At 57.1% G+C, this 24,118-nt stretch carries 23 protein-coding genes and 1 pseudogene; 7 read left to right on the top strand and 17 right to left on the bottom strand.

The annotated features are described in order from the left end of the window. Positions 1-2: 2 nt before the first annotated feature. From ACYVDM_RS21385 to ACYVDM_RS21365, 5 genes are read right to left on the bottom strand one after another with little or no spacing between them, the layout of a single operon-like run. Positions 3-854 carry an urea carboxylase-associated family protein gene (locus ACYVDM_RS21385; RefSeq protein ID WP_415788640.1) on the bottom strand — a complete coding sequence of 284 codons (852 nt, stop codon included), beginning with the start codon at positions 852-854 and terminating at the stop codon, positions 3-5. 21 nt (positions 855-875) lie between these two features. After that, the gene (locus tag ACYVDM_RS21380; RefSeq protein ID WP_415788638.1) at positions 876-1,259 is read right to left on the bottom strand and encodes an ectoine synthase; all 384 of its coding nucleotides are present in this window, start codon (positions 1,257-1,259) and stop codon (positions 876-878) included. After that, positions 1,246-2,601, bottom strand: coding sequence for an amidase (locus ACYVDM_RS21375; protein WP_460475459.1), 1,356 nt, complete (start codon positions 2,599-2,601; stop codon positions 1,246-1,248). Before ACYVDM_RS21375 ends, ACYVDM_RS21380 begins: the two co-directional genes overlap by 14 nt. A 9-nt stretch (positions 2,602-2,610) precedes the next feature. Beyond that, the gene (locus ACYVDM_RS21370) at positions 2,611-4,134 is read right to left on the bottom strand and encodes an amino acid ABC transporter permease/ATP-binding protein (protein WP_415788634.1); all 1,524 of its coding nucleotides are present in this window, start codon (positions 4,132-4,134) and stop codon (positions 2,611-2,613) included. A gap of 32 nt (positions 4,135-4,166) precedes the next feature. After that, complete coding sequence (locus tag ACYVDM_RS21365; protein ID WP_460475458.1) at positions 4,167-4,940, bottom strand: ABC transporter substrate-binding protein; 774 nt, start codon at positions 4,938-4,940, stop codon at positions 4,167-4,169. Here ACYVDM_RS21365 and ACYVDM_RS21360 point away from each other — a divergent pair. Continuing rightward, on the top strand, positions 4,939-5,064 hold the full coding sequence (locus ACYVDM_RS21360; protein ID WP_460475456.1) for a hypothetical protein: 126 nt from the start codon (positions 4,939-4,941) through the stop codon (positions 5,062-5,064). The genes ACYVDM_RS21365 and ACYVDM_RS21360 overlap by 2 nt on opposite strands. A gap of 145 nt (positions 5,065-5,209) precedes the next feature. Here the strand turns inward: ACYVDM_RS21360 and ACYVDM_RS21355 are convergent, their stop codons facing one another. The 6 genes from ACYVDM_RS21355 to pdxR form a co-directional block, all read right to left on the bottom strand. Then, complete coding sequence (locus ACYVDM_RS21355; RefSeq protein WP_415788630.1) at positions 5,210-6,124, bottom strand: LysR family transcriptional regulator; 915 nt, start codon at positions 6,122-6,124, stop codon at positions 5,210-5,212. Positions 6,125-6,175: 51 nt separating this feature from the next. After that, positions 6,176-7,654 carry an FAD-dependent oxidoreductase gene (locus ACYVDM_RS21350; protein ID WP_415788628.1) on the bottom strand — a complete coding sequence of 493 codons (1,479 nt, stop codon included), beginning with the start codon at positions 7,652-7,654 and terminating at the stop codon, positions 6,176-6,178. A gap of 51 nt (positions 7,655-7,705) precedes the next feature. Beyond that, on the bottom strand, positions 7,706-8,500 hold the full coding sequence (locus ACYVDM_RS21345) for an SDR family NAD(P)-dependent oxidoreductase (RefSeq protein ID WP_415788626.1): 795 nt from the start codon (positions 8,498-8,500) through the stop codon (positions 7,706-7,708). Continuing rightward, the gene (locus ACYVDM_RS21340; protein ID WP_415788624.1) at positions 8,497-9,084 is read right to left on the bottom strand and encodes a cysteine hydrolase family protein; all 588 of its coding nucleotides are present in this window, start codon (positions 9,082-9,084) and stop codon (positions 8,497-8,499) included. The genes ACYVDM_RS21345 and ACYVDM_RS21340 overlap by 4 nt, the downstream gene beginning before the upstream one ends. A gap of 134 nt (positions 9,085-9,218) precedes the next feature. Beyond that, a complete protein-coding gene (locus ACYVDM_RS21335; protein WP_415788622.1) occupies positions 9,219-10,238 on the bottom strand; it encodes a Bug family tripartite tricarboxylate transporter substrate binding protein in 1,020 nt (339 codons plus the stop codon). A 314-nt stretch (positions 10,239-10,552) separates the two neighbouring features. After that, the gene (gene pdxR / locus ACYVDM_RS21330) at positions 10,553-12,037 is read right to left on the bottom strand and encodes a MocR-like pyridoxine biosynthesis transcription factor PdxR (protein WP_415788620.1); all 1,485 of its coding nucleotides are present in this window, start codon (positions 12,035-12,037) and stop codon (positions 10,553-10,555) included. A gap of 96 nt (positions 12,038-12,133) precedes the next feature. On the opposite strand from pdxR, the gene ACYVDM_RS21325 reads away from it, so the two are divergent. From ACYVDM_RS21325 to ACYVDM_RS21315, 3 genes are read left to right on the top strand one after another with little or no spacing between them, the layout of a single operon-like run. Continuing rightward, the gene (locus ACYVDM_RS21325; protein ID WP_415788618.1) at positions 12,134-12,757 is read left to right on the top strand and encodes an FMN-binding negative transcriptional regulator; all 624 of its coding nucleotides are present in this window, start codon (positions 12,134-12,136) and stop codon (positions 12,755-12,757) included. 45 nt (positions 12,758-12,802) lie between these two features. After that, positions 12,803-13,138 carry an antibiotic biosynthesis monooxygenase family protein gene (locus tag ACYVDM_RS21320; protein WP_415788616.1) on the top strand — a complete coding sequence of 112 codons (336 nt, stop codon included), beginning with the start codon at positions 12,803-12,805 and terminating at the stop codon, positions 13,136-13,138. Positions 13,139-13,150: 12 nt separating this feature from the next. Beyond that, entirely contained in the window at positions 13,151-13,771 is a 621-nt protein-coding gene (locus ACYVDM_RS21315) for a LysE family translocator (protein ID WP_415788614.1), read from the top strand. 97 nt (positions 13,772-13,868) lie between these two features. Here ACYVDM_RS21315 and ACYVDM_RS21310 read toward each other — a convergent pair whose 3' ends face one another. Beyond that, on the bottom strand, positions 13,869-14,744 hold the full coding sequence (locus tag ACYVDM_RS21310) for an AraC family transcriptional regulator (RefSeq protein ID WP_415788612.1): 876 nt from the start codon (positions 14,742-14,744) through the stop codon (positions 13,869-13,871). A 264-nt stretch (positions 14,745-15,008) separates the two neighbouring features. Between ACYVDM_RS21310 and ACYVDM_RS21305 the strand changes: the two genes are divergently transcribed. Both ACYVDM_RS21305 and ACYVDM_RS21300 read left to right on the top strand, forming a co-directional pair. Further along, positions 15,009-15,482, top strand: a complete 474-nt coding sequence (locus ACYVDM_RS21305; RefSeq protein WP_415788610.1) for a (2Fe-2S)-binding protein — start codon at positions 15,009-15,011, stop codon at positions 15,480-15,482. A gap of 10 nt (positions 15,483-15,492) precedes the next feature. Next, positions 15,493-17,724 carry a xanthine dehydrogenase family protein molybdopterin-binding subunit gene (locus tag ACYVDM_RS21300; protein ID WP_415788608.1) on the top strand — a complete coding sequence of 744 codons (2,232 nt, stop codon included), beginning with the start codon at positions 15,493-15,495 and terminating at the stop codon, positions 17,722-17,724. 144 nt (positions 17,725-17,868) lie between these two features. On the opposite strand, the gene ACYVDM_RS21295 is transcribed toward ACYVDM_RS21300, so the two are convergent. Continuing rightward, a complete protein-coding gene (locus tag ACYVDM_RS21295; protein WP_415788606.1) occupies positions 17,869-19,017 on the bottom strand; it encodes a Fic family protein in 1,149 nt (382 codons plus the stop codon). 194 nt (positions 19,018-19,211) lie between these two features. Between ACYVDM_RS21295 and ACYVDM_RS21290 the strand changes: the two are divergent. Continuing rightward, a pseudogene (locus ACYVDM_RS21290) lies at positions 19,212-19,424 on the top strand (DUF4172 domain-containing protein); the annotation flags it as partial. Positions 19,425-19,444: 20 nt separating this feature from the next. Here ACYVDM_RS21290 and ACYVDM_RS21285 read toward each other — a convergent pair. From ACYVDM_RS21285 to ACYVDM_RS21270, 4 genes are all read right to left on the bottom strand, one after another. Then, positions 19,445-20,761, bottom strand: coding sequence for a TRAP transporter large permease (locus ACYVDM_RS21285; protein WP_415788604.1), 1,317 nt, complete (start codon positions 20,759-20,761; stop codon positions 19,445-19,447). Positions 20,762-20,833: 72 nt separating this feature from the next. After that, complete coding sequence (locus ACYVDM_RS21280) at positions 20,834-21,364, bottom strand: TRAP transporter small permease subunit (protein ID WP_415788602.1); 531 nt, start codon at positions 21,362-21,364, stop codon at positions 20,834-20,836. Positions 21,365-21,433: 69 nt separating this feature from the next. Then, a complete protein-coding gene (locus ACYVDM_RS21275; RefSeq protein WP_415788599.1) occupies positions 21,434-22,525 on the bottom strand; it encodes a C4-dicarboxylate TRAP transporter substrate-binding protein in 1,092 nt (363 codons plus the stop codon). A 61-nt stretch (positions 22,526-22,586) separates the two neighbouring features. Then, a complete protein-coding gene (locus ACYVDM_RS21270) occupies positions 22,587-24,113 on the bottom strand; it encodes a class I adenylate-forming enzyme family protein (protein ID WP_415788597.1) in 1,527 nt (508 codons plus the stop codon). Between the last annotated feature and the right edge of the window lie 5 nt (positions 24,114-24,118).

The following is a 24,118-nucleotide window of genomic DNA, read 5'->3' as shown; positions in this document are numbered from 1 at the left end:
AATTACTGTGCCTCCCACTTCACGCGCCCCGGGTGCATGCCATGATGCCCCTTGTATCCAGAAACCTGGGGCGACTCCCATCCCCCCAGCACAGAGGCGTCCAACTCGTACACCTCCACGCCGAGCGGCCTACAGACATCGATGGGGTCCCGAGCATCCGGGCCCCATAAGGGTACCGACAAATCGCCTCCTGGGCAGGTGGACAGCGCGCACAGCAGGTCGATTTCAGCGAAGAACTCCAGATAATCACCCTTCTGGGCCGGGCAGGCTTTCATGAAATACTGATCATTGTCGTTCAGGCCGGTGCACTGGAAGACATTGAGCACGTCGTGCACGTCGAATTCCGTCAGTCCGTAGGGAATCACGGCACGTGTCAGATTCGAATGACAATGAAAATGAAAGTCCTCCCCTGTCAGCAATTTATTGACATAGGGGTCACAACGCGTACCCAACAGGTCATGAACGCGGCCACCGTCGCTGTCAGTACCATAATCGGCCAGCGAGTCGTCGGTGATCGTGACCAGCGGCCGCAGGAACGGCAGGTTGGACCAGAGCCGATCGTGGGTACTAACGTGCGCGCTTTGCAACTGGCGCGTGCGCGAGGCCCACATGCGCTCGCGCGGGTCGTGTCGGTTCCAGATATTCAGGTCAGCCACTTGCGGGCCCTCGATGGTGACGATGCGAAACAAATGGCCCTTCGGGACTTCCCATGCCCTGCCGCTGCGTATGGGTACCGTGAACGAGTCAACCAATTTGCGCGCGCTTTTGTCGCGCACGACACGATTGTAAAACGCCCTGTCCACGTCCAGCGTGGAACCTTCGCCAGCCTGATAAGCGGCAGGATAATTACCCATTTCCAGTCCTTTGTAGAAAACTCAGCCCAATTCGTAACTGCCGTCGGCATCGTGCGTCTCGCTTCCGACCAATGGCGGATTAAAGACGCAGACCAGACGCAAGTCACCCTTTGTGGCGCGCAGCACGTGCTTGTCGTGAAGATTCAGGGCGTACACGGTACCGGGCCTGATGAGATGGACTTCGCCTGTGGCCACGTCCTCGACCTCGCCTTCGCCAGCAAAGCAATAGTTGGTCTCGAAATGCTGCTTGTATTCCAAATGCAGCTCAGCGCCCTCTGCAACGGTGGTCTCGTGCACGGAATAACCCATGCCGTCGCCCTTGACGATCAGCCTGGCGCTATGCCAGCCGGGGCCACTGGCCTCTCTCGGCGTGCCGCGCAAACCGTCCGCATTAATGACTATCATTGATGACACCTTCTGTGTGATGTGGACTCAGGGTCCGCTCTAATAAACTCGCCACCCCGAGCAAGGACGCATCTTGGCCGGCCTTACCGGTTAGCAACAAGGCTGCCGGCCTATCGGACAGATCACCCAGCGGTATGCTGATGCTGGGCTTGCCCAAACGGTTGGCAATTTCTGTGAATGCAAAGGATTTTTTGTTAAGCGCAAGATATTGGCCTTCATCCTGCAAGGTCGATAACCGCGGCGGAAATATCGGGCTTGTCGGCGTCAGCATGGCATCAAACTCCTGCAACGCTGCTTCGTACTGCATGGCGCGCAGCGCCAGCACGCGCTGCGCCTCACCGTATTTCCATGCGGGCACCTGCGCACCGGCCTCGATGCGCCGTCTCACGAGCGGCTCGTAATGATCCCCGTACAGGACAAGCAAGTCCCGATGCAAAGCGTAAGCGTCGGCTGCAATCAGACCTCCCTCGGCAGAGATTGCACCGACGTCGGCAATGGCTGCAACTTCGCGGCGCGACACCTTGATGCCTTGCGCCCGCAAACGCTCGATAGCGCAATGAAAGAGCTCGAGCACGTCCGAATCGACGTCGGCGTGGAACACCCACTCTGGTACGCATAATGAAAGAAGCTCGGCGCGTTCTGGAATCGGATCCACGCCAGCGGTACATTCGTGCGGCTTGTTGCGCAGTGCTTCGTACGCGCGGGTGCAGACAGAAACCGACCTTGCGATGACCCCCGGCACGTCGAAGGACGGTGACAGGCCTAACATACCTTGCGTATCAAAATGGCCGGCGGTAGGCATCATGCCGACAACACCACAAAAGGCGGCGGGTATCCGTGCCGACCCGCTGGTGTCCGAGCACAACGCAAGATCAGCAAAGCCCAGCGCAACCGACACCGCGGCCCCCGAGCTAGACCCGCCCGCCACGTGCTCGTCATCCACGCACAGCGGTGTGCGGGGCGTGCCAAAGTGCGTGTTCACGCCCAGTGCGCCATAGGCGAACTCGGTCATGTTCGTTTGCGCAAAAATCAGCGCGCCGCTCTGGCGCAACCGCGACACCAGGGTCGCGTCCTCTTGTGCAGGCGGCGCAGCCAGCAAGGCGGCGGAGCCAGCGTGTGTCGTCCAACCCTTGACGTCAAAACACGCCTTGATAGTGCAGGTTAATCCGGCCAGGGGGCCTGGCTTTTCACCCGCGCTCAGTCGCTCGGCCAGCGTCGCGGCTTGAGCCCAGGCACCAGCCATATCCACATGGGTCAATGCCAGCGCAGCGGCTTCCCGATGCTGCCGAGTACGCGCGACGCATTGCGCCAAGTATGAATCCGAACAAGCAAGCTGTGTCATGTCGCGCACTCAATGCATCACCTGATGGAGAAAGTCCTTTACCCGTGGATCCTCCGTATTGCGCAAGGCTTCGGGTGTGGAATCGTACGCAATTGCACCGTCTTTCATGAAGATGACGCGATTCGATACAGAGAAAGCGAATTGCATTTCGTGAGTCACAATCAGCATGGTCATGCCTTCGGAGGCCAGTTGCTCCAGCACCTTCAGCACTTCACTGACCAGCTCCGGATCAAGCGCAGACGTGGGCTCGTCGAACAACATGATGGAGGGCTTCATCGCCAGCGCGCGGGCAATGGCCACCCTTTGCTGCTGACCACCGGACAACTGATGCGGATACTTGTTGGCATGCTCTATCAGGCCCACCTTGTACAACTGGGACAGTGCCAGAATGCGACGCGATCTTGTGCTTCCGCGCCTATGATAGGTGGGTGCCAGCATCACGTTCTCCAGCGCGGTCTTGTGCGGGAACAGATTAAAGCTTTGGAACACCATCCCAATGTCCAGAATCTGGTCGGCGGCGGATTTCTCACACTCTTCGCTGTGTTCGCCCAGAAAGTGCCGCCCATTGACCAGCACACTGCCCGTATCTATGGTCTCCAGCCCGTTCAGAGCGCGTATCAGCGAGGTCTTGCCAGAGCCCGATGGGCCGATAATAGATATGACGTCGCCTTGCCGTACCGTCAGGTCGATATTCTGTAGGGCATGATGGCTTGCGTAGTGCTTGTTGATGCCCCGCACCTGCAATACCGGCGTGTCGCTGACTTGCTGGCGTCGCTGTTCGCGGGCCTCAATCGCACTTTCCCGCAGCGCTTGGACCTCCTTGCGATCCGCATCGCTCAGGACAAAGGGTCGTGCTTTACGCTGGGTGACATCCAGAAAGGACTCCAGGCGGATCAATGCCTTATCAAACAAGGTCACAACAAGGACGTAATAGAAAGCCACGGCCAGCATGGTTTCGAATATCAGAAAGTTTTGCGTATACAGCCGCTGGCCGACCAACAAAATCTCCGTCAACGAAATCACCGACACCAACGATGTCAGCTTGACGATGGTGACGAACTCATTGCTCAGGGTAGGCAGTGCGATGCGTATGGCCTGTGGAATGACGATCAGCCGCTGTATGCCGCTATAACGGATCCCCAACGCCTTGCCCGCCTCATATTGCCCTTTCGGTACAGACAATATCCCGCCTCGGTGGATTTCGGCCATGTAGGCAGTTTCGCTTAACACCAGGGCAATCAGCCCAGCGTAGAACGGGCTGGCCAAGACGATGCTGGACGCTGGAAATACCTGTGGCAGGTTATAGACAAATACCAGGAGCACCAACAGCGGCAAGCTGCGGAAGAACCAGATATAGATGCGAGCCGGCCAGTTAAGCGGCGCTATCCGTGATTGTTTGGCCAAGGCCAGCACGAACCCTACCGCCCCGGCAATCAACCAGGCGCTGATGCTAAGCTGGGCAACTGTCCAGCAAGCGCGCCAGAAATCGGAATCCCACAGTAGGCTGTAGGTATAAGTCCAATCGAAATCCATGAGTTCCCTTTAACGCGACTTCGTGTGGCAACCTACTTCTTGGGTGTCAGGGAATCCTTGATTTCCTGCTCGGTCGGCGCGTCAAGACCATATTTTTTCAGCAAGGCCTCGTACTCGCCGCTATCGCGAGCATCCGCCAGAGCCTTGCTGAGCGCGTCGCGCAGCTCGGGCTTATCCTTGTTGACGCCCAGGCCGATGACGATAGGGTAAATAAGCCCTTTGGAAGTGACCTTGATATCGTCCTTCATGTTGGTGACCATCTGATGCGCTACCGCCGCGTCCTCCATCATGACGTCCGCCGCGCCCGACTTCAGTGCCAGCAAGGCTTCAGGCGATGTGGGGAATTCCATGATCCGTATGGGCTGTTTGCCAGCTTCCTTACAAGTGGATTCCGATACGGCGGTCAGCTTGGGCGTCCAGGATGCAGCCTTGATCGTACTGACCTTCATGCCGCACAAATCCGCGGGAACGGCGGGGCTGTTCTTGCTGGTGTTCAAAACGATTAATGACGAGCCCGTTTTCAAGTACGGCACATAGTCGATCTGTTTAGCCCGCTCAGGGGTGACATACAGGGCCGACGCGACCATATCAAAGCGGTTGGCTCGCAAACCCAGGACAAGATCAGCAAATCGGGTATCGAGGATATTGGCCTTCAGCCCGAGCTTCTTGGCCATCAGGCGGCTGAAATCAGGGTCAAAGCCCGCCGGCACTTTGTCTTCGAAATAGGCATAAGGGGGATAAGTAAGGTCCGTACCCACCGTCAGGACGCCCTCTTTTACCGTGGTCTGCGCTTGTAGCGATTGCATGCTGACCATCGCCACCATGGACAAAGCCAATCTCAAGAATATTTTTGCCGTCGTGCGCGTACCAGCGCTACGCCCGAAACACTTAGCTGCTTGTGCAGTCGATGTCATTACTGTCTCCTCTTAAAATTGTTGAACAATTATTGTTGAACAATCCTAAGGTCGGCAATTCGGGTTTTACCTTAGTACGAGCGGGACCCGTAGCGATATACATTGCGCCACGGCTTGCTTCAAGTTTGACGTTTAAGAGTCCAAAGCCTTCACCTGCAGTATCAACGCCCTAGATCGCCCACGCCTCGCCCAAAGCGATCACAGAGAAAATCGACAAACACCCGCACTTTTGCGGGCAGATGGCGGCGGCTCGGGAAAACTGCCAATAAATCCGGATCGACGGATTCGACGTGCGGCAGAATCCTCTGTAGTCGACCAGCGGCCAGATCTTTCTCTACGACGAACAGCGGCGATCGGATAATGCCGATACCGGCCATACCAGCCAGCCGTAGCGTGTTGGCATCGGTGGAGCGCAAACGTCCCGACACCCGTACGCTGCGCTCGCCCTCGGCGGTACGGAAACGCCATTCCACCAACTCATCTCGACTGGCGTACAGCAGACATTCGCGACTGGCCAACTCGTCTATTGTTTGCGGCACACCCTGCACGCGCAGATATTCTGGCGAGGCGCAAACCACGCGATGCAAGGTCGTGATTTTTCGTCCGATGACGGACTGACTGACGGGGGGATGAAACTGCAGCGCGACGTCGTAGTTTTCCTCGACCAAATCGACCAGCCGCTCGCTCAAATTGACTTGTACATCCAGCTTGGGATGTTTGCGCATGAAATCGGGCAGCACGTGCGCGACGCGCCATGTCCAGAAATGCATGGTCGATGCCACACGCAGGACACCTTTTGCCTCGGTCGTACCGGCAGTCGCCAACTGCGCCGTTTGCTCGAGCTCGGCCAGAATACGTGAGAACCGCTCGAAACACATTTCTCCAATCTCGGTCAGTCGATGACGACGAGTGGTGCGATCCAGCAGTCGCGCCTCGAGATGATTTTCGAGCAACGCCAAATGGCGACTGACGGCGGCGGCCGATATCTGCAATCGCTCCGCCGCCGGGGCCAGTCCCCCGGCCTCCACTATGGTGACAAAGGTACGAATCGCGCCGAAGAGGTCCATGCCGGGCATGATAACGCCACTATTCAGTGAAAACACCTAAACCGAACACAGCCGCTCGACTCAGACCTGCACTGGCGAACTGACCCGTTTCGCGGCGTGCGCGCCTGCAATGCGGCCAAACGTCGCCCCCCGCAACACCGAGGTCGCCGCCGGGTAACGCCGATAATAGACACCTGTCATCGCGCCCGCAGCGTACAAGTTCGGAATGACATCACCATCGCTATTAAGCACCTGCGCACTAGCGTTGGTCTTGACGCCACCAAAGGTAATGATGCCCGAGGGAATCAACGGATACGCGATGAACGGCGGGGTATCAATGGGGCGGGCCCAGTTACTCTTGGCTGGCATGACACCCACCGTCGATAACCCATCCGCTTTGGACGGCACGAATGACGCAAGCTGCCCTACCGGGCATCCCTTATTAAACGCCTGCACCGTCTGTTCCAACACGCCGACGGGCACATCGAGCTTACGCGCCAAGTCATGCAGACTGTCCGCCTGTATGGGCGGCACATCGCTCAGCACCGCCCGGACATAGTTCGGCACATCGTTGATCTTTGCATCCAGAATGGCATAGCCGACGCTATTGGGCTGCTTCTGTATCGCCCAGCAGATCCGATCATAATTGTTGTAGTCCGCCCCGCTGCCTTCGTCGCAAAAGCGCGTCCCCAGTCGATTCACCACAATACCAAACGGAAAAATCAACACCTTGGCCTCCGCGCGCGCGGATCGCTCGTCTACGGGAGTCGAGTGATACGCGCCGAAATCACCAGCAGGCGACGCCCCCACCTCAAATGCCATGCGTATGCCTTCGCCACGGTTGTAATGCGCCCCGCGGGCGACAGGACGGATACCCGCAGCCCCTGGGCCGACATAGCGGGCCAGCATCTCCGGCGACCCCTCGAACCCCCCGCTGGCCAGTACCACGGCCTTGGCCAGAAAATCGATGGGACTGTTGCCCCGACCGACCGCATGCAGACCGGAGATCACACCCGCCGTTTCGATCAAGCGACGTCCCGTTGTTTCGTAAAAGAACGCGACACCGCCGTCACGCGCCACATTACCCAACGCCTCGAGCATTGCGGCCCCACCACCGCTGGGCGTGATCATCGGCATGGACGCAAGCGTGATTTGCGGCAGCATCGTCGGGATGAAGCGCACGCCGTGTCCCTTTATCCACTGAATCGTCGGAACGGCCTCGCGCGACAGGGTCGCCAAGTAATCCGTATCGGTCACGGACATCGATCGCACCACATTGCCCCAGGTATCCGATGCGCTATCCATCTCGGCGATCAACCCTGGATCGGGATTAGCACTGGCGACTTCAGCCATCGCCTCATCGAAATCGTCCGACAACTCCGTTTCACTTTTGAGTCGCAGAAAGGCTTCCGTATACCGTGTGCAGCCGCCACTTTCTGCCTCGCTAGCGCGCTCGAGTACCGCCACTCTCGCCCCCGCCTCCATGGCGGCGACAGCGGCCGAGAGCCCGGCAATGCCATGCCCTAGAACGACCACATCAAAATCATGAGTTTCAATCATTTGTCTTTCCCCTGGTACTGACCGAAAGGTCATCACGCCAAACCAAAAATCTCAATCACGCGTGCGACCGACCGCCGCCAGATCCACGCCAGGCACCATGCCGGCGATACTGAACCCGCCGTCAATCGGTAACACCACCCCGGTCATAAAAGCCGCCGCTGGGGAGGCCAGAAACAAGGCCGCAGCGGACACGTCGTCCTGCGTGCCGATACGACCCAGTGCGGTGCGGCGGCGCCGCTCTTCCCATCCGGCGTCATCGAGATTGGCATTCGACATGGCAGACGGGATAGCCGACGGCGCCAAGGAATTCACCCGGATACCCATCGGTCCGAGCTCCACCGCCAGCGCTCGCGTCATCGCATCTAGCCCACCTTTTAGCGAGGCATAGGCACTGCTATAAGCGACGCCGGTCAGCGCCACGACCGACGAAATATTGATAATGACGCCCCGCCCTGCCCGCCGCATCGGCTCTGCCACGCTCTGACTCAACAGCAGCGGCCCTTTTAGACCCACAGAAAGCATGCGATCAATGACCGCGGACTCAATCTCATCCAACGGGCCGTATTTCGCAAAGACCGCGCAATTCACCAGCACACTGAGCGAATTGAATTGCTGCAGCGTGGCTTGCACCGCCGCCTGGCCACTATAGGCATCCACCACATCCAGCAATGTCGCCTCTGCCTCGCCACCACCCGCCTGAATTTCAGCGGCGACCTCTCGTGCACCGGCCTCGTTGATATCCGCGACCATGACTCGACACCCTGCCTGCGCATAGGCCAGTGCGATGGCGCGCCCTAGTCCCTGTGCCGCACCAGTGACCAATGCAACTTCCCCCGCCAGGATCATGCTGTCGCTCCAAAAACGTCATCTCTGGAATTCACGACACGACAAAACCTGCTCAATGACTGGATGGAGTTTGCGTGCTCCTCTGCCGAATGCGCGGCGCAACAGTCTTCGAGCAAGACAACATCAAAATCACGATCATGTGCATCGCGCACGGTGGCTTGCACCACAGCCTGGGTAGACACGCCCGAACAATAGATGCGCTCGATACGCATCGCCCGAATTTGCGCCATCAGCGTCGTCGCATAAAACGGGCTGACACGATGCTTGATGACGTGCACATCCGTATCGCGCGCCCCCAGGTCCGGATGCAGTTCTGCCCCTCGTGCTCCCAATCGGAATAAGCCAGCAGCCGGCGCTCCGGAGAATATCGGTGAGTCTTTCGGGCACTCATGGTAGTCGCTGGAAAACCCGACCCGCACAAACCCGATGGCGATACCTGCCCCGCGTGCCGCGCCTATGGCGTCAGCAGTCCGAGCGACGATGTCTCGGCTACGAGCCTGCTGCGCAAGGGGGCTCAGCGGGACTCCCGCTGCGGGATTGATGAGATCATTCTGCATGTCCAGGACGAGATAAATAGCATTCAAAACGAATCCTCTTTGGGTTTGATGTTGTGACAGTGAATCGAAATCGCGAGCGGCTCTGCACGGCTACGCCTGACGTGCCCGACACATCGAACACGCCCAGCTCGCAACAACAACCTGAATGATTGGGACGACGCTCAGCCGTCCAGTTTGATATTGGCGTTCGAGATCACATCCCCCCAACGTACCGTATCTGACTCAATAAACTGCTGCAGTTCGCCAGGGCTCATCGGCGGATGCACATCCACCCCCAACGCCCGGAAATTCGCGACCGCATCCGGCGATTGAGTAATGGCATTGATAGCAGCCGCCACACGCTGTACGACAGATTGCGGCGTCTTGGCCGGTGCCACGACGGCGAACCAGTTCACAACGTTGATGCCCTGGATACCCAAGTCATTCATCCCTGGTGTATCTGGCAACACGAAAAACCGGTCACGAGTCATCATGGAATAAACCTTGATCTTTCCATCGGCGCTCAGTGCCTTGGCGCGCGCAGCAGGCAACACCATCAAGTCCACCTGACCCGCCATCAGGGCATTCACGGCGGGTGCCTCGCCCTGAAACGGCACATGCAGCATCTGCAACTGGTATTGCCCCTTTAGCATTTCCATACCGATCTGCGACGTGCTGCCGACGCCCCACGATGCAAAGGTCAACTCACCCGGCCGAGCCTTCGCCAGCGCGATCACGTCTTGCAGCGTACCGGCCCGTAAATCAGCACGAGAAACCAAGGCAAACGGATTCACGGCAAACGGGGCCACTGCCGTAAACGCCTTTATCGGGTCGTAAGACAAATCCGAATAGACGTGAGGATTAATAGCGTGGGTTTCCGCACTGGCAACGAACAGCGTGTAGCCATCTGCAGTCGCGGACGCAGCGTAGTCTGTGCCAATCCGGCCATTCGCACCGCTCCGGTTTTCCACGATGATCGTCGTGTCTAGTTGCTTGCTCAACCGCGTGGCCAGAATGCGGCTGGCCGCATCAGTGACACCGCCCACTGGCCAAGGCACCACCAACTTGATAGGGCGTCCGGCTGGATAATCCTGGGCCAGGCTAGGCGCTGTCATCCCCAGGCCGATGGCCAGCATACCCACGCAGCGCACAAAGGCGCGAGTGGCATGAGATAGCACACATAAAGCAGCATTCCCCATCATTTGTCTCCGTCATTCTCATTGTGCGGAGAAGTGTCTCATTCGGGAATGCGCAACGAAAGACCAATTTCCGAGATGGATTCCTACGCAAAGCGTAAGAATCCACGAATTGAACGCTGGATGCCTCGTATGCGTAAGCTCCCCCTTCGAGTAGACATAGGGTTGTAGAATTTCGACCCTATTAGTTTTTCGCTATAGCTCACTTTCACAGTCACGCTTTACGACGACGTTGGACGGCTGCTTTTTCACTTTGACTTGTGGGTTTGCGATGCACATTCGGCGAAAACCTGCGCGGACACTAGGCTCGGCAAGCTCGTCTAGCTATGCCACCGGCCCACAACCGCCGCAAGAATACGGATACCTCGCTCGATCTCCTGCTGTGTCAGCCCGGCGTATCCCATGATCATTCCCGCTGGCCGGGTACCTGGCCCCGACGACGGTTTGGCAAACAACGGCGACACAGGATAGACCCCCACATCTTCGCCACGGCAAGCCGCCACCAACGCAGGCTCATCTTCCGAACGCAAGCCAAGCAACCACAACACCGCATGCAAGCCCGCGGCCGTGCCCGTGATGCAGGCATTGGCGCCCAGATGCCGCGCGACAGCGTCGAGCAGCACCGCGCGGCGTTGCTCGTTTTCACGCCGCACGCGCCGCACATGGCGCTCGTAGACACCGCTATCGATCAGCGATGCCAGCACGCGCTGATCCAGCACGGGCGCATGGCGGTCGGCCAATTGCTTGGTCTGCCGGAAAACCGACACCAGATCGGCAGGCAAAACCAAATAGCCAAGCCGAAGCTGCGGCGACAGCGTTTTCGAGAAAGTCCCAATGTAGATGACCCGGTCATCCACATCGATAGACCGCAGCGCGTCGATCGGGCGTTGGCCGTATCGGAATTCGCCGTCGTAATCGTCTTCGACGATCCAAGCCTGGCGCCTTTGCGCCCACTGCAGCAACTCCATCCGCCGGCCCACGGGCAACACCCCACCCAGCGGGAACTGGTGCGACGGTGTCACATAGGCCAGCCGGACCCGGCTATCCGTGGGCAAGTGCGCAGTGTTCAGGCCATGTTCGTCCACCGGTGTGGCCAGCAGCCGGGCACCCGTTGCCTCGAAGCAGCGCCTGGCCATCAGATAACCAGGGTCCTCGAAAACGAAGGTGTCCTCGGGGCCCAGCAGCAGCCGCGCGCACAAGTCGATGGCCTGTTGCGAACCGTGCACCACCACGACCTGTCCCGCGTCGCAAGACAGCCCGCGGGCCCGCGCCAGATAGCCCTGGACGGCACGCCGCAGCGCATCGTCGCCTTCCGGTGCGATATAGCAGATGCTGCGCGGCTGGTGCAGCATCTCGGCCTGGTACGCGCGCCGCCAGGCTAGGGAGGGAAAGTCGCGTGACGCTACCGCACCGTAGCGAAAATCAATTGCAACGGGCTCCACGGGCGGGAGCCCTGGCAGGGTCAGCCCCGCAACGCAGCGGCCGAATTCCGATAAAAGCGGCGGCGGCCGGTTGCGCGACGTGTTGTGTGAAGTCGGCGGAGCCGATGCCGCAAGGGGGGCCGCTACCCGCGCAGCACGCCCCATGGACGTCACCAGAAACCCCTCGGCAACCAGTTGTTCGTAGGCAGCAGTGATGGTAGTGCGCGAAACACCGAGTTCGATGGCCAGCGCCCGTGTGGAAGGCATTCGACCTCCTTGGGAAAGCGTGCCATCGGCAATTTGTGCGCGCAGCAGATCATAGATGCGGCGTCCCGCCCCGGTCGGGCCCGGACTGCGGCCGGATTGCGATCGAATCTGGTTCATATTAAATGATCAAAACTGGATCTTTTAATTGTGCCTGTTTTGCGCGATAGTCATCATGTCTGGCGCTTGCGCCTTTGCCCTCTATTGTCATTAGCCATGTACATTCCCGAGCACTTTGCCGAAACTCGGCCCGACGTCATGCATCGCGTCATCCGCGAACACCCCTTGGGCGTGCTGGTTACGCACGGGCCTGATGGACTGGACGCCAATCACCTTCCGTTCGAAATCGATCCTGACCAGGGGCCGCACGGCTTACTCTCGGCCCACGTGGCCCGCGCGAATCCCGTATGGCAGCGTTGTCCCACCGGGACACCAGTAATGGTCGTTTTTCGCGGAGCCCAGGCGTACATCTCACCCAATTGGTACCCCAGCAAGCATGAGGCGCACCGCCAGGTGCCCACCTGGAACTATGAAGTTGTGCATGCGCACGGCCTCCTGACCATACGCGACGATGAGCGTTTCGTGCGCGGCATCGTTGCTCGCCTGACACGCCGGCATGAAGCGGCCGAACCTCAGCCCTGGAAGATGACCGACTCGCCGCCTGATTTCATCGACAGCATGTTGCGCAATATTGTAGGTATCGAAATTTCCATCACGTCGTTGGTGGGCAAAATCAAACTCAGCCAGAACAAAGAAGCCCGCGATCGCCTGGGCGCGGCAGAGGCGCTCGATGTGCGGGGAAGCCGTGAGCTGGCGGCATCCATGCGCGCCGCCGAGTAAGTCGTCATCGACACACCCCGGCACTGAGATCACGTTGAGAAAAATATGTACACATCCACATTTACTTTTGCCAAGCGCGATTACGACGAAGAGTTCCATGCTTTGGATAGTGTGATCGCCCAGACCGCGAAATCCATTTCCGGCTACCTGGGTGAAGAAAATTGGGAGGACCCCACGACGGGGCTCATCTCGAACGTGTACTACTGGGAAACACGGGAAGCGCTTGAACAGTTGATCAATCATCCCGCCCATCTCGCAGCCAAGCGGAAACAAGCCCGTTGGCTCGATGGCTATCAGATTGTCATAGCTCAAGTTCTCGAGACTTATGGCGATGGTGGCATTGCACATCCGCTGGCTCGCACAAAGCCCGCAAACAACTGAGGCACGCAAACCATGCTGCTGATTCCGTTCTTGCTTGCGGCCATCATCCTAGCCATCACACCGGGTCCTGGCATTGCATATGTCGTAGCTCGAACGGTTGCCGGCGGCCGATCAGAAGGTTTGGCGTCGTGCTTGGGCACGGGCCTTGGCGGATTGGTCCACGTATTCGCCGCAGCGGTCGGCCTATCGGTGGTAATCGCACAATCCGCGATGGCATTCAACGTGGTCAAGTATGTTGGCGCCGCCTATCTGGCCTACCTAGGCATTCGCCTGCTGATGCGCAGCAGCCAGCCATCGTTTACCTCAGTGTCGCTCACAACCCAAGGAACACGTCGTGCGCTACTTGAAGGAATTGTTGTTGAGGCCCTGAACGTTAAAACAGCTCTATTCTTCCTGGCTTTTCTTCCACAATTCGCGGCTCCAAATGAACCAATCATTCCGCAATTAGTGCTGTTGGGAACCATCTGCGTTGTACTTAACACTCTGGTCGACGTCGCGGCAGTCTTCGCCGCAGACCAATTGCTTCAGTCAAATTCCGCCCGTGCGACACGTTCCAGGTTGTTAACGCGGATATCTGGCCTGACCATGCTTGGGCTCAGTTTCTACCTTGCGATTGCGCGGCGACAAGCCTAGTAGCACGGCATCGTCCACGCACGTTTCCAATCTACGCCGAGTTGAACTCGATACAACGTGTAGTGCGTGAAGCGAATGTTGATAAAGGCTGCTGCGTTTATAAAGAAGCCAATCGTACGCGTTTAATATCTCTTAGAGGCGGGGCGCCAAACAAACGAGTGTATTCACGGCTGAACTGAGATGCACTCTCGTACCCTACTCGCAATGCTGCGCTACCCGCATCAATATCTTCGTTAAGCATCAGTTGTCGGGCATCCTGCAAGCGCAAGTTTTTTAAGTACTGCAAGGGACTCATACCTGTCACCACCCGAAAATGTTGACGGAAGGTGGAAGGACTCATATGCGCTTTGATGGCCAAATCATCCATCGCAATATTTTCCGTATAGTGCTGCTTCAGCCAGGCGATAACTTTGGCAACCTGCTGGCTTGGGGAACCCACTGCAACCAGATGTCTGAGCGATGGACCGTGTTCCCCACCTAACAGGCGAACAATGATCTCTTGTTGAATCAGCGGCGCAACCAGAGGAATAAGCTGCGGCTCTTCCAATAAGCGAACCAGACGGATCAGCGCATCCAACAGGCCTTCTTCCAAAGTCACGATGGATAAAGCCCGCGATGGCACGGTTTGAAGCGGTGAAGAAAAATCCATCTCGGCAGCCAATTGTGCAATAGCGCGAGCATCCAGCTCCAGACGTAGCCCCAGATAAGGTTCCGCAGAACTGGCAGACGTGACATATGACACCACAGGCAGATCCAGTGACGTAACGAGTGACTGCCCTGGCCCATAGCTAAAAATCTCATCACTCAATGTGACGCGCTTGCATCCTTGCACCGTCATTGCGAGCCCCAAACCGTAATAAATACAAGGCATGGGATCGGTAACAGCACTGCACCGGTACATCATCAGCGCAGGAATCTGCACGCTATGCTCGCCATCGGTTCGGGCAATATCGCCGACCAATCTGGCAAGCATATCGCTATCCGTTGTCTGCATTTTGTCCCTCGATCTCAAGTCATTGCACAAGAATTAATTCTAAAACGTAGCCTAGCACCAGCGGTGCGGGTTGTTTAGCAGTTTCGATGACGACTCATCAAATTGGGCAATAAGCACATCGGATCAGGCAAGCGTTAATGACAGCATAGCGGTCACAATGCATCCATCGAATAAAGCAAAAATAGTATCGGCGACATAGACCTAAGAGGATCAACATTTTCCTGTTCACCATCGGAGGCTTTCATGGTCACACTTAATCTCAACGGCAAAAACGTTCAAGTGGATGTCGCTGACGACACGCCACTGCTATGGGTCTTGCGCGACACCCTGCAACTTACCGGCACCAAATTCGGTTGCGGGGCTGCTTTATGTGGCGCCTGCACCGTTCACATGGATGGCGCAGCGATTCGATCATGTATTACGCCGGTATCTTCCGTAGCAGGTACCAAGATCACCACAATCGAGTCCGCTACCAATGGCAGCGACCGAGTTGGTGCGGCGGTGCATGAATCCTGGGTCAAGCATGATGTAGCCCAGTGTGGTTACTGTCAGAGCGGCCAAATCATGAGTGCGACCGCCTTTCTCAAGTCACTGCCGCGCGGCAAACAACCTAGCATCGCCGAGATCGATTCCGCTATGGCTGGCAATATTTGCCGCTGTGGTACCTACGTTCGCATACGCGCTGCAGTAGCTGATGCTGCCAAAGCTATCGCCTGAAGGAAACGCCATGTTGCCCAATATCGATTACAGCGAAATGCCGCGTGCGCTGCAGCATTTGATGAACCGCGATCAACCTGAAAAAGCCGGCACATTTTCACGGCGCCAATTTTTTAAGCTGACGGGCACTGTCGGCCTGGCTCTCGGCGCCTTTCCTCACCTTGCGATGAGTCAAACTGCAGATACTGCGCTGAAACCGACTCAACAGCCTTCAGCGTTTTTACATATTGCGCCTAATGGTGAAGTTACGGTCGCCGTCAATCGGTTAGAGTTTGGTCAAGGTGTGCAGACCGCACTGCCTATGATTTTGGCGGAAGAGCTGGACGCGGATTGGAATCTGGTTCGCAGCAAGCACGGCTCGAATGATCCCGCTTATGTAGATCCGCTTTTTGGCATACACCTGACCGGTGGCTCCACTGCTGTAAAAAACAGTTTTACGCAATATCGCGAACTGGGCGCCCGTGCCCGCGCAATGTTAATGAGTGCCGCTGCGGCACGTTGGAATGTAGATGTGTCGACGCTGCGTACGCAAGCGGGTTTCGTAGTAGAACCAGGAGGACGAGAACTCAGTTACGGTCAGTTGACGGAAGCGGCAATGCGTGTTCCAGTCCCTGAAAAAATCACGCTGAAAAATCCAAAAGATTTTCGCATCATCGGTCGTCCTACCACGCGCCTGGATGCGTATGCCAAAAGCAGTGGCAAACAACAGTTCGGCATTGATGTCCATCTACCTAATCAACTGACAGCCGTCGTAGCACGTCCACCAGTATTCGGCTCCCGTCTGGCGTCGCTAGATGATAGTGCTGCACGCTCCGTGAAAGGCGTGAAGGCGGTATTCCGTATACCGCTGGATCATGACGGCGAAGGCGTGGCCGTGATCGCAGATGGTTACTGGCCTGCCAAGCAGGGACGCGATGCGTTGAAGGTAGAATGGAACACGGCCACCGTCGAAAAAGTGGATAGCGAAAAGCAACTCGCTCAGTATCGCGCATTAGTCACTCAGCCCGGCCCGAAAAAATTCGACGCCGAGATGACGTCGTTGGAGAGCGCCCCTAAAAAAATTGAAGCCGAGTACATATTTCCCTATCTCGCACATGCAGCGATGGAGCCGCTTAATTGCACAGTCAAACTTTCGGATGGACGCGCTGAAGTGTGGACCGGCTCGCAATGCCCAGGTTTGGACGGGGCGGCAGCCGCACGCGCATTGGGCCTCAAGCCGGAACAAGTTGATGTGCATGTACAAATGGCAGGCGGTGGTTTCGGCCGACGCTTTTCCAGCGGTAGCGACTTCGTAGTCGAGGCGTGCGAAATCGCTAAGGCCGCGCGGTCTGCCGGTTTGGATGTGCCGGTGCGTACGCTCTGGAGTCGCGAGGATGATATGCACGGCGGCTACTACCGTCCTATGCACTTGCACCACGCACGCATAGGGTTTGACGAGCGCGGTAAAGTGCTGGCCTGGGACCATGTCTTAGTAGGTCAGTCCATCACTGCCGGCTCGGTGTTCGAGCAGTTTCAGGTCAAGGACGGGATCGATGGCACAGCCACGGAAGGCATGCGCGATCCTTACGATGTACCGATGCGCCTGACGGTGCATCATCCACAGCTCAACGTACCGGTATTGTGGTGGCGCAGCGTAGGTTCCACACACACCGCATTTGTGATGGAGACCTTGATCGACGAAATCGCACGCAGTACCGAACAAGATCCGGTAGCTTACCGAATGCAACTCTTTGGCGATAAGAACACACGCCACAAAGCAGCGTTGCAATTGGCGGTAGACAAGAGTGGTTATGGCAAACAGAAACTCGCTGAAGGACGTGCCTGGGGCGTCGCCGTACATGAATCATTCAGCTCGGTTGTTGCATATGTCGTGGAAGCGTCGGTACAAGATGGCCGACCCGTACTGCATACGGTCACAGCCGGCGTACATTGCAACCTCGCAGTCAATCCACGTACTCTGGAAGCGCAAGTGCAAGGCGCGGCGATCATGGGCATGTCCATGTGTCTGCCAGGCTCGGCCATTACGCTCAAGGATGGCGTGGTCGAACAAAACAATTTTGGCGACTTCACCGTGGCACGCATCACCGACGTACCGACATTCGCCATCCACGTCGTGCCTAGCGCAGAACCACCGACGGGTATCGGCGAGCCGGGTTTGCCGCCATTGGCACCAGCCTTTGCCAATGCCATAACCAGTCTGACCGGCAAGCCTCTACGCCAGTTGCCATTTAGTTTGACTTAGGCTAACTGCATGGAAGACCTCGACACCGTAAGCTCCCCCTTCGAGTAGACATAGGGTTGTAGAATTTCGAGGGTGAGGTCATCCGTTCAAAATGAGACTGCGGCTTTTTTGTTTTAGGATTAGGACACGGAAAGCCGCTCATTATCACTGTGCCAGAAAATCCACGTAGGCTTGATAGCTATAGCTGCGGTTTTTCTTCTGACCAGTCACTTCAACCACAATGCCCAAGTGCTCCAATACCCGCACCGCTGAGTTCGCCGTTGGAAACGTAGTGTCGAGTTGCTGACGGGCACGCTCCACGGAAAAACGCGGCATCATAGGCAGTTGTTCGAATAGCCGGTAGCTGGCGGGACTGGACTTGGGCGATTGGAGCAGCTTGCGCCGGTCGGCAGCGACCAGGCTAGCAATCGCGATGATACTTTGCTCAGCTTCCGCCGCCGCCACTGCAACGCCTTCGAGAAAGAACGACACCCATGCTTCCCAGTCACCCTCGGTACGAATGACCGACAGACGTCGGTAGTACTCGATTTGGTAGCGCTTCAGGTAACCACTAAGATACATCAACGGTTCAGGGAGCAGCTTCCAGTGCTCCAACAACGCCGCGATCAGCAGGCGGCCGATGCGCCCATTGCCGTCCAGAAATGGATGGATAGTCTCGAACTGCGCGTGAACCAGTGCAACCTTGACCAAGGGAGGAAGGTCACTCAATTCGTCATGGATAAACCGCTCGAGATTTGACAACAATTCTGGCACACGCTCCGGCGGCGGAGGCACAAAGACAGCATTACCGGGCCGAGTGCCACCAATCCAATTCTGCGATTGTCTCAGCTCTCCGGGCTGCTTACCCGCGCCGCGTACACCACCAAGCAGCAATCGATGCGCATCGCACAGGAGGCGCACACTGATGGGGAGCCCCTTCGGATCACGCAGTTGCCCCTGTACCAACCGAAAGGCCTGCAAATAGTTGGTGACCTCAGCTACGTCATCAGTGTTGCTGACGTTGAAGCCCGCTTCCTCATCAAACAGATCCATCAGGGTGGCCTGCGTACCTTCCAGTTGTGATGTCAGCAAGGCCTCCTTTCGTACAGCACTATAAAGCAGCCAATCCACTGACGGCACGAGCCCAGACACGCCAGACAACCTAGCCAGCGCCAATTCCGCTTGTCGATTCAACTCGGTAAAGGATGGCGTTCTCAAAGGAGGATCGACGGGCGGTAGCGGATGCGGCACGAAGGCGCGCACCGTTTCGCCTAGCGTGGTGGAAGTCGCGTATGTACCTGTGATCCGATTCATTCTAAAGTTCGCTTTCATGTCGGATCATCATATTAAAGCATTGTTTAATATGAATCAAAAGTGTGAAAGAAAGCTTTAATGCGGGCTGTCGTGGAGAAGCTTCACCAGCAGGGCGTTTTCTTTCGCCTAGGTAATTGAAACAGCGCCCTTGTATCAAAACTTGACAACAAGACAAAACACCACACGATCACCGCATGAAACGCGGCGAATATCTCTGGCAATCGCCGCATCGATCTGACTGGCAATACAACCTCGTCGCCTGGGCAGAACCCTTGATCGCGGTTAGCCGCGCTCAAGGCCTGCTACTCAGCCGTCTGGCAGACGTGGGTATAGCACTGCGCGACGAAGCCAGCCTAGCCGCATTAACCGAAGATATCGTCCAAACCAGCGCGATCGAAGGCGAAACGCCATCACCGCCAAAGACTAATTATTTCCCCAGCATATTCTCAGGCAGCCACGTCACCAGCACGGGTATGAAAAATAGCAGCAGCGTCGTGATGATTTCCATGATGACAAACCACCACGCGCCACGAAATATCTGGGTTAGCGGTGTCTGGCGATCTATGCCTGCGATCACATAGACGTTCAGGCCCACCGGCGGTGTGATCAGGCCGATCTCGCACATTTTCACGGCAAGAATACCGAACCAGATCGGATCGTATCCTAGCGAGACGACGGTCGGAAACATGATGGGCAGCGTAATGACCAGCATGGAGAACGCGTCCAGGAACATGCCCAGCGGAAAATAAATGAGCAGCAGCAGACCAATGATCAACATCGGCGGAAAGCTGGAGTCGACCACACTGCTGGCGATCATTTGCGGGATCTGCGCGAGGCTAAGAAAATAGCTGAAAATGCCCGCGCCTATCATCGTCATCAGGATCATGACGGTCGTGGTGATCGAAGAGCGGCAGCTCTCGTAAAGATTGCGCTTCAGGTTGGGCCGCCCCTGCTTCGAAAAGCACAGCATCAAGAAGGCGACGAAAGCCCCGACTGCGCCCGCCTCGGTAGGCGTCATAAAACCCAGGTAAATACCGCCAAGCACGACGAGGAACAACACGATGACCTGCCAGGCATCGCTGAGCGATGCAAAGCGCTCTCGCCAGTTGGCGATGGGTGTGGCGTCCTGAGGCGACTTCAGCCTGACGCTAATGACCCATATGCCCAACATGAAAACCAGGGTGGTCAAAATGCCCGGAATGATCCCGGCCACCAGCATCTTGCCCGCCGATACTTCGGTGAGCGCAGCATAGAAAATGAGTAATACGCTGGGTGGGATCAGCACCCCTAGTACACCCCCGGCGGCCACAGCGCCAGCAGACAGACGCGGATCATAGCCGGCTTTTTTCATTTCTGGGATGGCGACAGAACCTACGGTTGCTGCGGTGGCAACGCTGGACCCCGAGGTCGCTGCAAACCCGGCGCTGGTCAGTACGCTAGCCATGGCAAGGCCACCCGGCCAGTGCCCCACCCACTTGCGCGCCACGCCGAAAAGCCTTTGGCCAATGCCGGCATGGTGTGCGAAAGCACCCATCAGTATGAAGAGCGGGATAACCGTCAACAAATAAGAGGCTGACTGGTGGTACGAGAATGATTTAAGCCGGTTCAACACAAAATCGAGATTCTCGATCATGACGATGCCGGCCACGCCGGCGATGCCTAGCGCCGCAAACACCGGTGTGCCTATCAACATCAGCCCGAATATCAGGCAGATCGCCAGAGTGGTGGCGGAAATCAAGTCCATGGCGTGTCTCGCTGCCCCGATGCTCGCCGAGGCTCGTTATCTATTATGTTGGTGGAGATGATGAGCGCATGCTTAGTGCAAGGCTTTACCTGGTGAAACACCATCGTCGATGTCTGGTAGCTCGCCGGTGACGGCGGTCTGCAAGCACTGGAGCGCCATTTGTAGAAAGGCAAACCACAAGCCTAGGGCAAGTGCAATTTTGGCCCACCAGATGGGGAATTCGATATAACCCCAGCGAAACTCACGGATTGCAAACGAATGCACGGCATCCATGCTGGACGGAATGGCAAGCAGCAAGAGCAGCAGCGCGGCTGTACCCCATGCGACGCTCTCGAAAACACGGCGTAGTTTGTGGGGCATTTTCTCAAGCAAAATCGTCACACGGATGTGCGCGTTGTCGCGTTTGGTCCAGCCTAGCCCCATGAAAACAAGCAGCACCATGCTGAGCTCTGCCATTTCGAAGACACCCGATATGGGACGGCCTGTCAGGCCACGCACGACAACATCCAGCGTCGTGCCAAACATGAGAAACAGCAGACATGCCAAAGCAACGATCCCGAACCAATTGGACAGGGTATTGAACAGACTTTCGAGGCGCTTCATGATGACTCCGGTATCGGAGGATTGCGCCCTGGCGGACGCAATCGTTGTGTCACGTTGGGAATACCGCTGTTAAACGCCCAGCGCCAGTTCAGACGGCCGTTTCAAGGTTCCAGAGGGATCGTATTTGGCTATGGCCGCGTCCACCAGTTTTTGCATTTGCGCGCCGTCTATCCCCGCGGGCTTGGCGACTTCTGTTTCCCACTTCTTGACCTGCGCCGGCTGCACGATTTGGGTTGCGGCCTTTTTCTGTTCGTCAGAAAGTCGGCTGAACTTGACACCTTCTTTTTGAGCCTTGTCTACATACTTCTGGTTCAGGCCACTCATGATTTCGGTGTATTTTCCGGCGTAGATTTCTGCCACGATGTCGTTGCACAATGCCTGGATTTCCGGCGGGAAACCGTTCCATACCTCCGTGTTGATCACGGTGGCCGAAGGCCCATGCGGACCATCGCCGATGTCGGTAAAGTGCGGCGCGATTTCGTGCAGCTTGTAAGCCACGGCAGTAATGAAATCAAAGCCGTAAACACCGTCCAACACACCGCGTTCAAGCGCGGTATAGACCTCTGGGGCGGCCATGGGCACTGCGGTTCCGCCCAGGCGTTCAATGACGTCCGTGGCAACACCGTAACCGCGTATACGCAGGCCCTTGATGTCGTCTAGCGAATTAATGGGCTTGCGGGTAATAAAGGGCGCGTAATTCCAGTTGGTCCAATACATGACCTTGGCGCGATGGCGCTTTTCCCACTCGTCGCGCAACGGTTGAAATTGCTCGTAGACATCGCGGCACACCAACTGCAAGGCATCGGCACGCTGCATCTTGTAATACCATTCCAGCCCGCGCGTGACCGGCAGATCGGCTTGATAATATCCCGGAGAAATCAGTGACATCTCGGATGTTTTATCGCGCACGGCGGACAGGTGTTCGCCTACTTTGTTCAGCGATGCCGCCCAGTAACGACGTACGTTCACGACCCCGTTCGACCGTTTTTCAAGCTCGGTCAAAAACCATTGATCTAGGCCTGAAGGCCCTGCCGTTTCGGAAATATAACTATCGAACTTGAATGAAATTTTGTCTTTTGCGGACGCGATAAAAGGAAAACCTCCGATCGCTGCCGCGCCTGTGATGATGCCCGCAGATCTTATAAATTCACGTCGTTTCATGTTTGCTCCTCCGTTCTTCTCATAAACCTACAAACCAGAACACGCGCAAGACTGCGCACGTTCATACAGACTGGTTGGCCGCCTCTCGCAATGCGGTCTTCAATATTTTTCCGTAGCTGTTCTTGGGCAGGTCTTGGCAGAACACGTAGCGTTTTGGCTTTTTGAACGAAGCGATTTCGGCCCGACACCAGGCCTCAAGGGTGGCAGCGTCTACAGAGACACCCTTTCGGCTAACCACAAATGCCACGACTTCCTCGCCCCATTCAGGATGCGGGCTGCCCACCACCGCCACCTCGAAGACGTCAGGGTGGCGGGAAAGCACTTCTTCGACTTCACGCGGGTAGATATTGGTGCCGCCGGAAATAATCACATCTTTGGAGCGGTCGGTCAGCGTGAGAAAGCCAGCTTCATTGAGGTAACCGATATCACCCGTACGCAGCCAGCCATCGACCAGCGTTTCTTGCGTTGCTTGGCTGTTGCGCCAGTATCCTTGCATCACGGTGCGCCCTCGCACCAGCACTTCACCATGGGTGCCCAGCGGAGCATCGCGCAGGTCTTCATCAACAATACGCAGCTCGATGCACGATTGCGCCGTGCCCACAGACGCGATACGCGCACCCCATTGCGGATGCTCTCGATCGCCGATCAGTTCGCCGCGCATGGCGGAAATCGTCATGGGGCTTTCGCCCTGCCCGTAGATTTGTGCGAACTTCGGGCCCAGGGCATCGAGCGCCTGGATGAAATCGGCCGCATACATGGGCGCGCCGCCGCATATGATGGATTTAATGCCGGCACCGTCCGACCCACTGGCTTTGACGGCCGCGACCAGACGCTTGACCATGGTGGGTGCGGCAAACATCGACACCTCACCCAGTTGCTTGGCCAGATCGAGGATCTCGGCACAGTCAAAGCCACGTGTTGCAGGCACCACATGTCGCGCGCCCACGCGTACGAAAATAAAGTTGTACAGGCCAGCGCCATGCGACATGGGCGCCGCATAAAAGACGGCGTCATGTTGGCTGGCCTCGGCCACATCGACCGCATAGCACAGCGACATGGCGATCAGATTGTCGTGCGTCAGCATGACGCCTTTCGGGCGCCCCGTCGTGCCCGACGTATAGAACAGCCAGGCCAGCGTGTCGGTGGCTAATGGGATGGGCGCGGCCACGGCATGGCTGCCGTCAAGCATGGCCGTGTAGTCGGGCGTATCGACACCGAACTCGCGACAGCCTTGCGGTAAGCTGACCTCACGCAGCGACTGGCCATCGTCGCTGAACACCAGCGAGGCCTCTGCGTTATCGGCGATCCATGCGGCCTCTTTGGCATGCAACTTGTAATTGATGGGCACAACGACCGCCCCGACCCACCATGCGGCGTACATCAGCACCAACTGCTCGATACGATTTGGCATGTAAAGCGCAATGCGGTCACCGGGTTCGATGCCATGATCGTGCCGCAAGCTTTGCCCCACGGAACAGGCCTGGGCAGCAAACTGGCCGTAATCTGCCATCAAGGTGTTGCCCTGAAGCAAGGCCGGCGCATCGGGCGTGAGCTGCGCCCGCGCGTACAACCACTGTGCGATATTCATGCCCG

It is taken from the genome of Bordetella tumulicola (assembly GCF_054779135.1).
This window is presented reverse-complemented; position numbering and strand designations above follow the sequence as displayed.

Bases quoted from the DNA above. Each gene is read 5' to 3' on its own strand.
- ACYVDM_RS21335 (WP_415788622.1), bottom strand. From the start codon at position 10,238: ATGATGGGGAATGCTGCTTTATGTGTGCTATCTCATGCCACTCGCGCC.
- ACYVDM_RS21275 (WP_415788599.1), bottom strand. From the start codon at position 22,525: ATGAAACGACGTGAATTTATAAGATCTGCGGGCATCATCACAGGCGCG.
- ACYVDM_RS21345 (WP_415788626.1), bottom strand. From the start codon at position 8,500: ATGATCCTGGCGGGGGAAGTTGCATTGGTCACTGGTGCGGCACAGGGA.
- ACYVDM_RS21320 (WP_415788616.1), top strand. From the start codon at position 12,803: ATGTACACATCCACATTTACTTTTGCCAAGCGCGATTACGACGAAGAG.
- ACYVDM_RS21310 (WP_415788612.1), bottom strand. From the start codon at position 14,744: ATGCTTGCCAGATTGGTCGGCGATATTGCCCGAACCGATGGCGAGCAT.
- ACYVDM_RS21365 (WP_460475458.1), bottom strand. From the start codon at position 4,940: ATGCAATCGCTACAAGCGCAGACCACGGTAAAAGAGGGCGTCCTGACG.
- ACYVDM_RS21315 (WP_415788614.1), top strand. From the start codon at position 13,151: ATGCTGCTGATTCCGTTCTTGCTTGCGGCCATCATCCTAGCCATCACA.
- ACYVDM_RS21385 (WP_415788640.1), bottom strand. From the start codon at position 854: ATGGGTAATTATCCTGCCGCTTATCAGGCTGGCGAAGGTTCCACGCTG.
- ACYVDM_RS21380 (WP_415788638.1), bottom strand. From the start codon at position 1,259: ATGATAGTCATTAATGCGGACGGTTTGCGCGGCACGCCGAGAGAGGCC.
- ACYVDM_RS21325 (WP_415788618.1), top strand. From the start codon at position 12,134: ATGTACATTCCCGAGCACTTTGCCGAAACTCGGCCCGACGTCATGCAT.
- ACYVDM_RS21360 (WP_460475456.1), top strand. From the start codon at position 4,939: ATGCTGACCATCGCCACCATGGACAAAGCCAATCTCAAGAATATTTTT.
- ACYVDM_RS21350 (WP_415788628.1), bottom strand. From the start codon at position 7,654: ATGATTGAAACTCATGATTTTGATGTGGTCGTTCTAGGGCATGGCATT.
- ACYVDM_RS21305 (WP_415788610.1), top strand. From the start codon at position 15,009: ATGGTCACACTTAATCTCAACGGCAAAAACGTTCAAGTGGATGTCGCT.
- pdxR (WP_415788620.1), bottom strand. From the start codon at position 12,037: ATGAACCAGATTCGATCGCAATCCGGCCGCAGTCCGGGCCCGACCGGG.
- ACYVDM_RS21285 (WP_415788604.1), bottom strand. From the start codon at position 20,761: ATGGACTTGATTTCCGCCACCACTCTGGCGATCTGCCTGATATTCGGG.
- ACYVDM_RS21270 (WP_415788597.1), bottom strand. From the start codon at position 24,113: ATGAATATCGCACAGTGGTTGTACGCGCGGGCGCAGCTCACGCCCGAT.
- ACYVDM_RS21280 (WP_415788602.1), bottom strand. From the start codon at position 21,364: ATGAAGCGCCTCGAAAGTCTGTTCAATACCCTGTCCAATTGGTTCGGG.
- ACYVDM_RS21375 (WP_460475459.1), bottom strand. From the start codon at position 2,601: ATGACACAGCTTGCTTGTTCGGATTCATACTTGGCGCAATGCGTCGCG.
- ACYVDM_RS21355 (WP_415788630.1), bottom strand. From the start codon at position 6,124: ATGCCCGGCATGGACCTCTTCGGCGCGATTCGTACCTTTGTCACCATA.
- ACYVDM_RS21300 (WP_415788608.1), top strand. From the start codon at position 15,493: ATGTTGCCCAATATCGATTACAGCGAAATGCCGCGTGCGCTGCAGCAT.
- ACYVDM_RS21295 (WP_415788606.1), bottom strand. From the start codon at position 19,017: ATGAATCGGATCACAGGTACATACGCGACTTCCACCACGCTAGGCGAA.
- ACYVDM_RS21370 (WP_415788634.1), bottom strand. From the start codon at position 4,134: ATGGATTTCGATTGGACTTATACCTACAGCCTACTGTGGGATTCCGAT.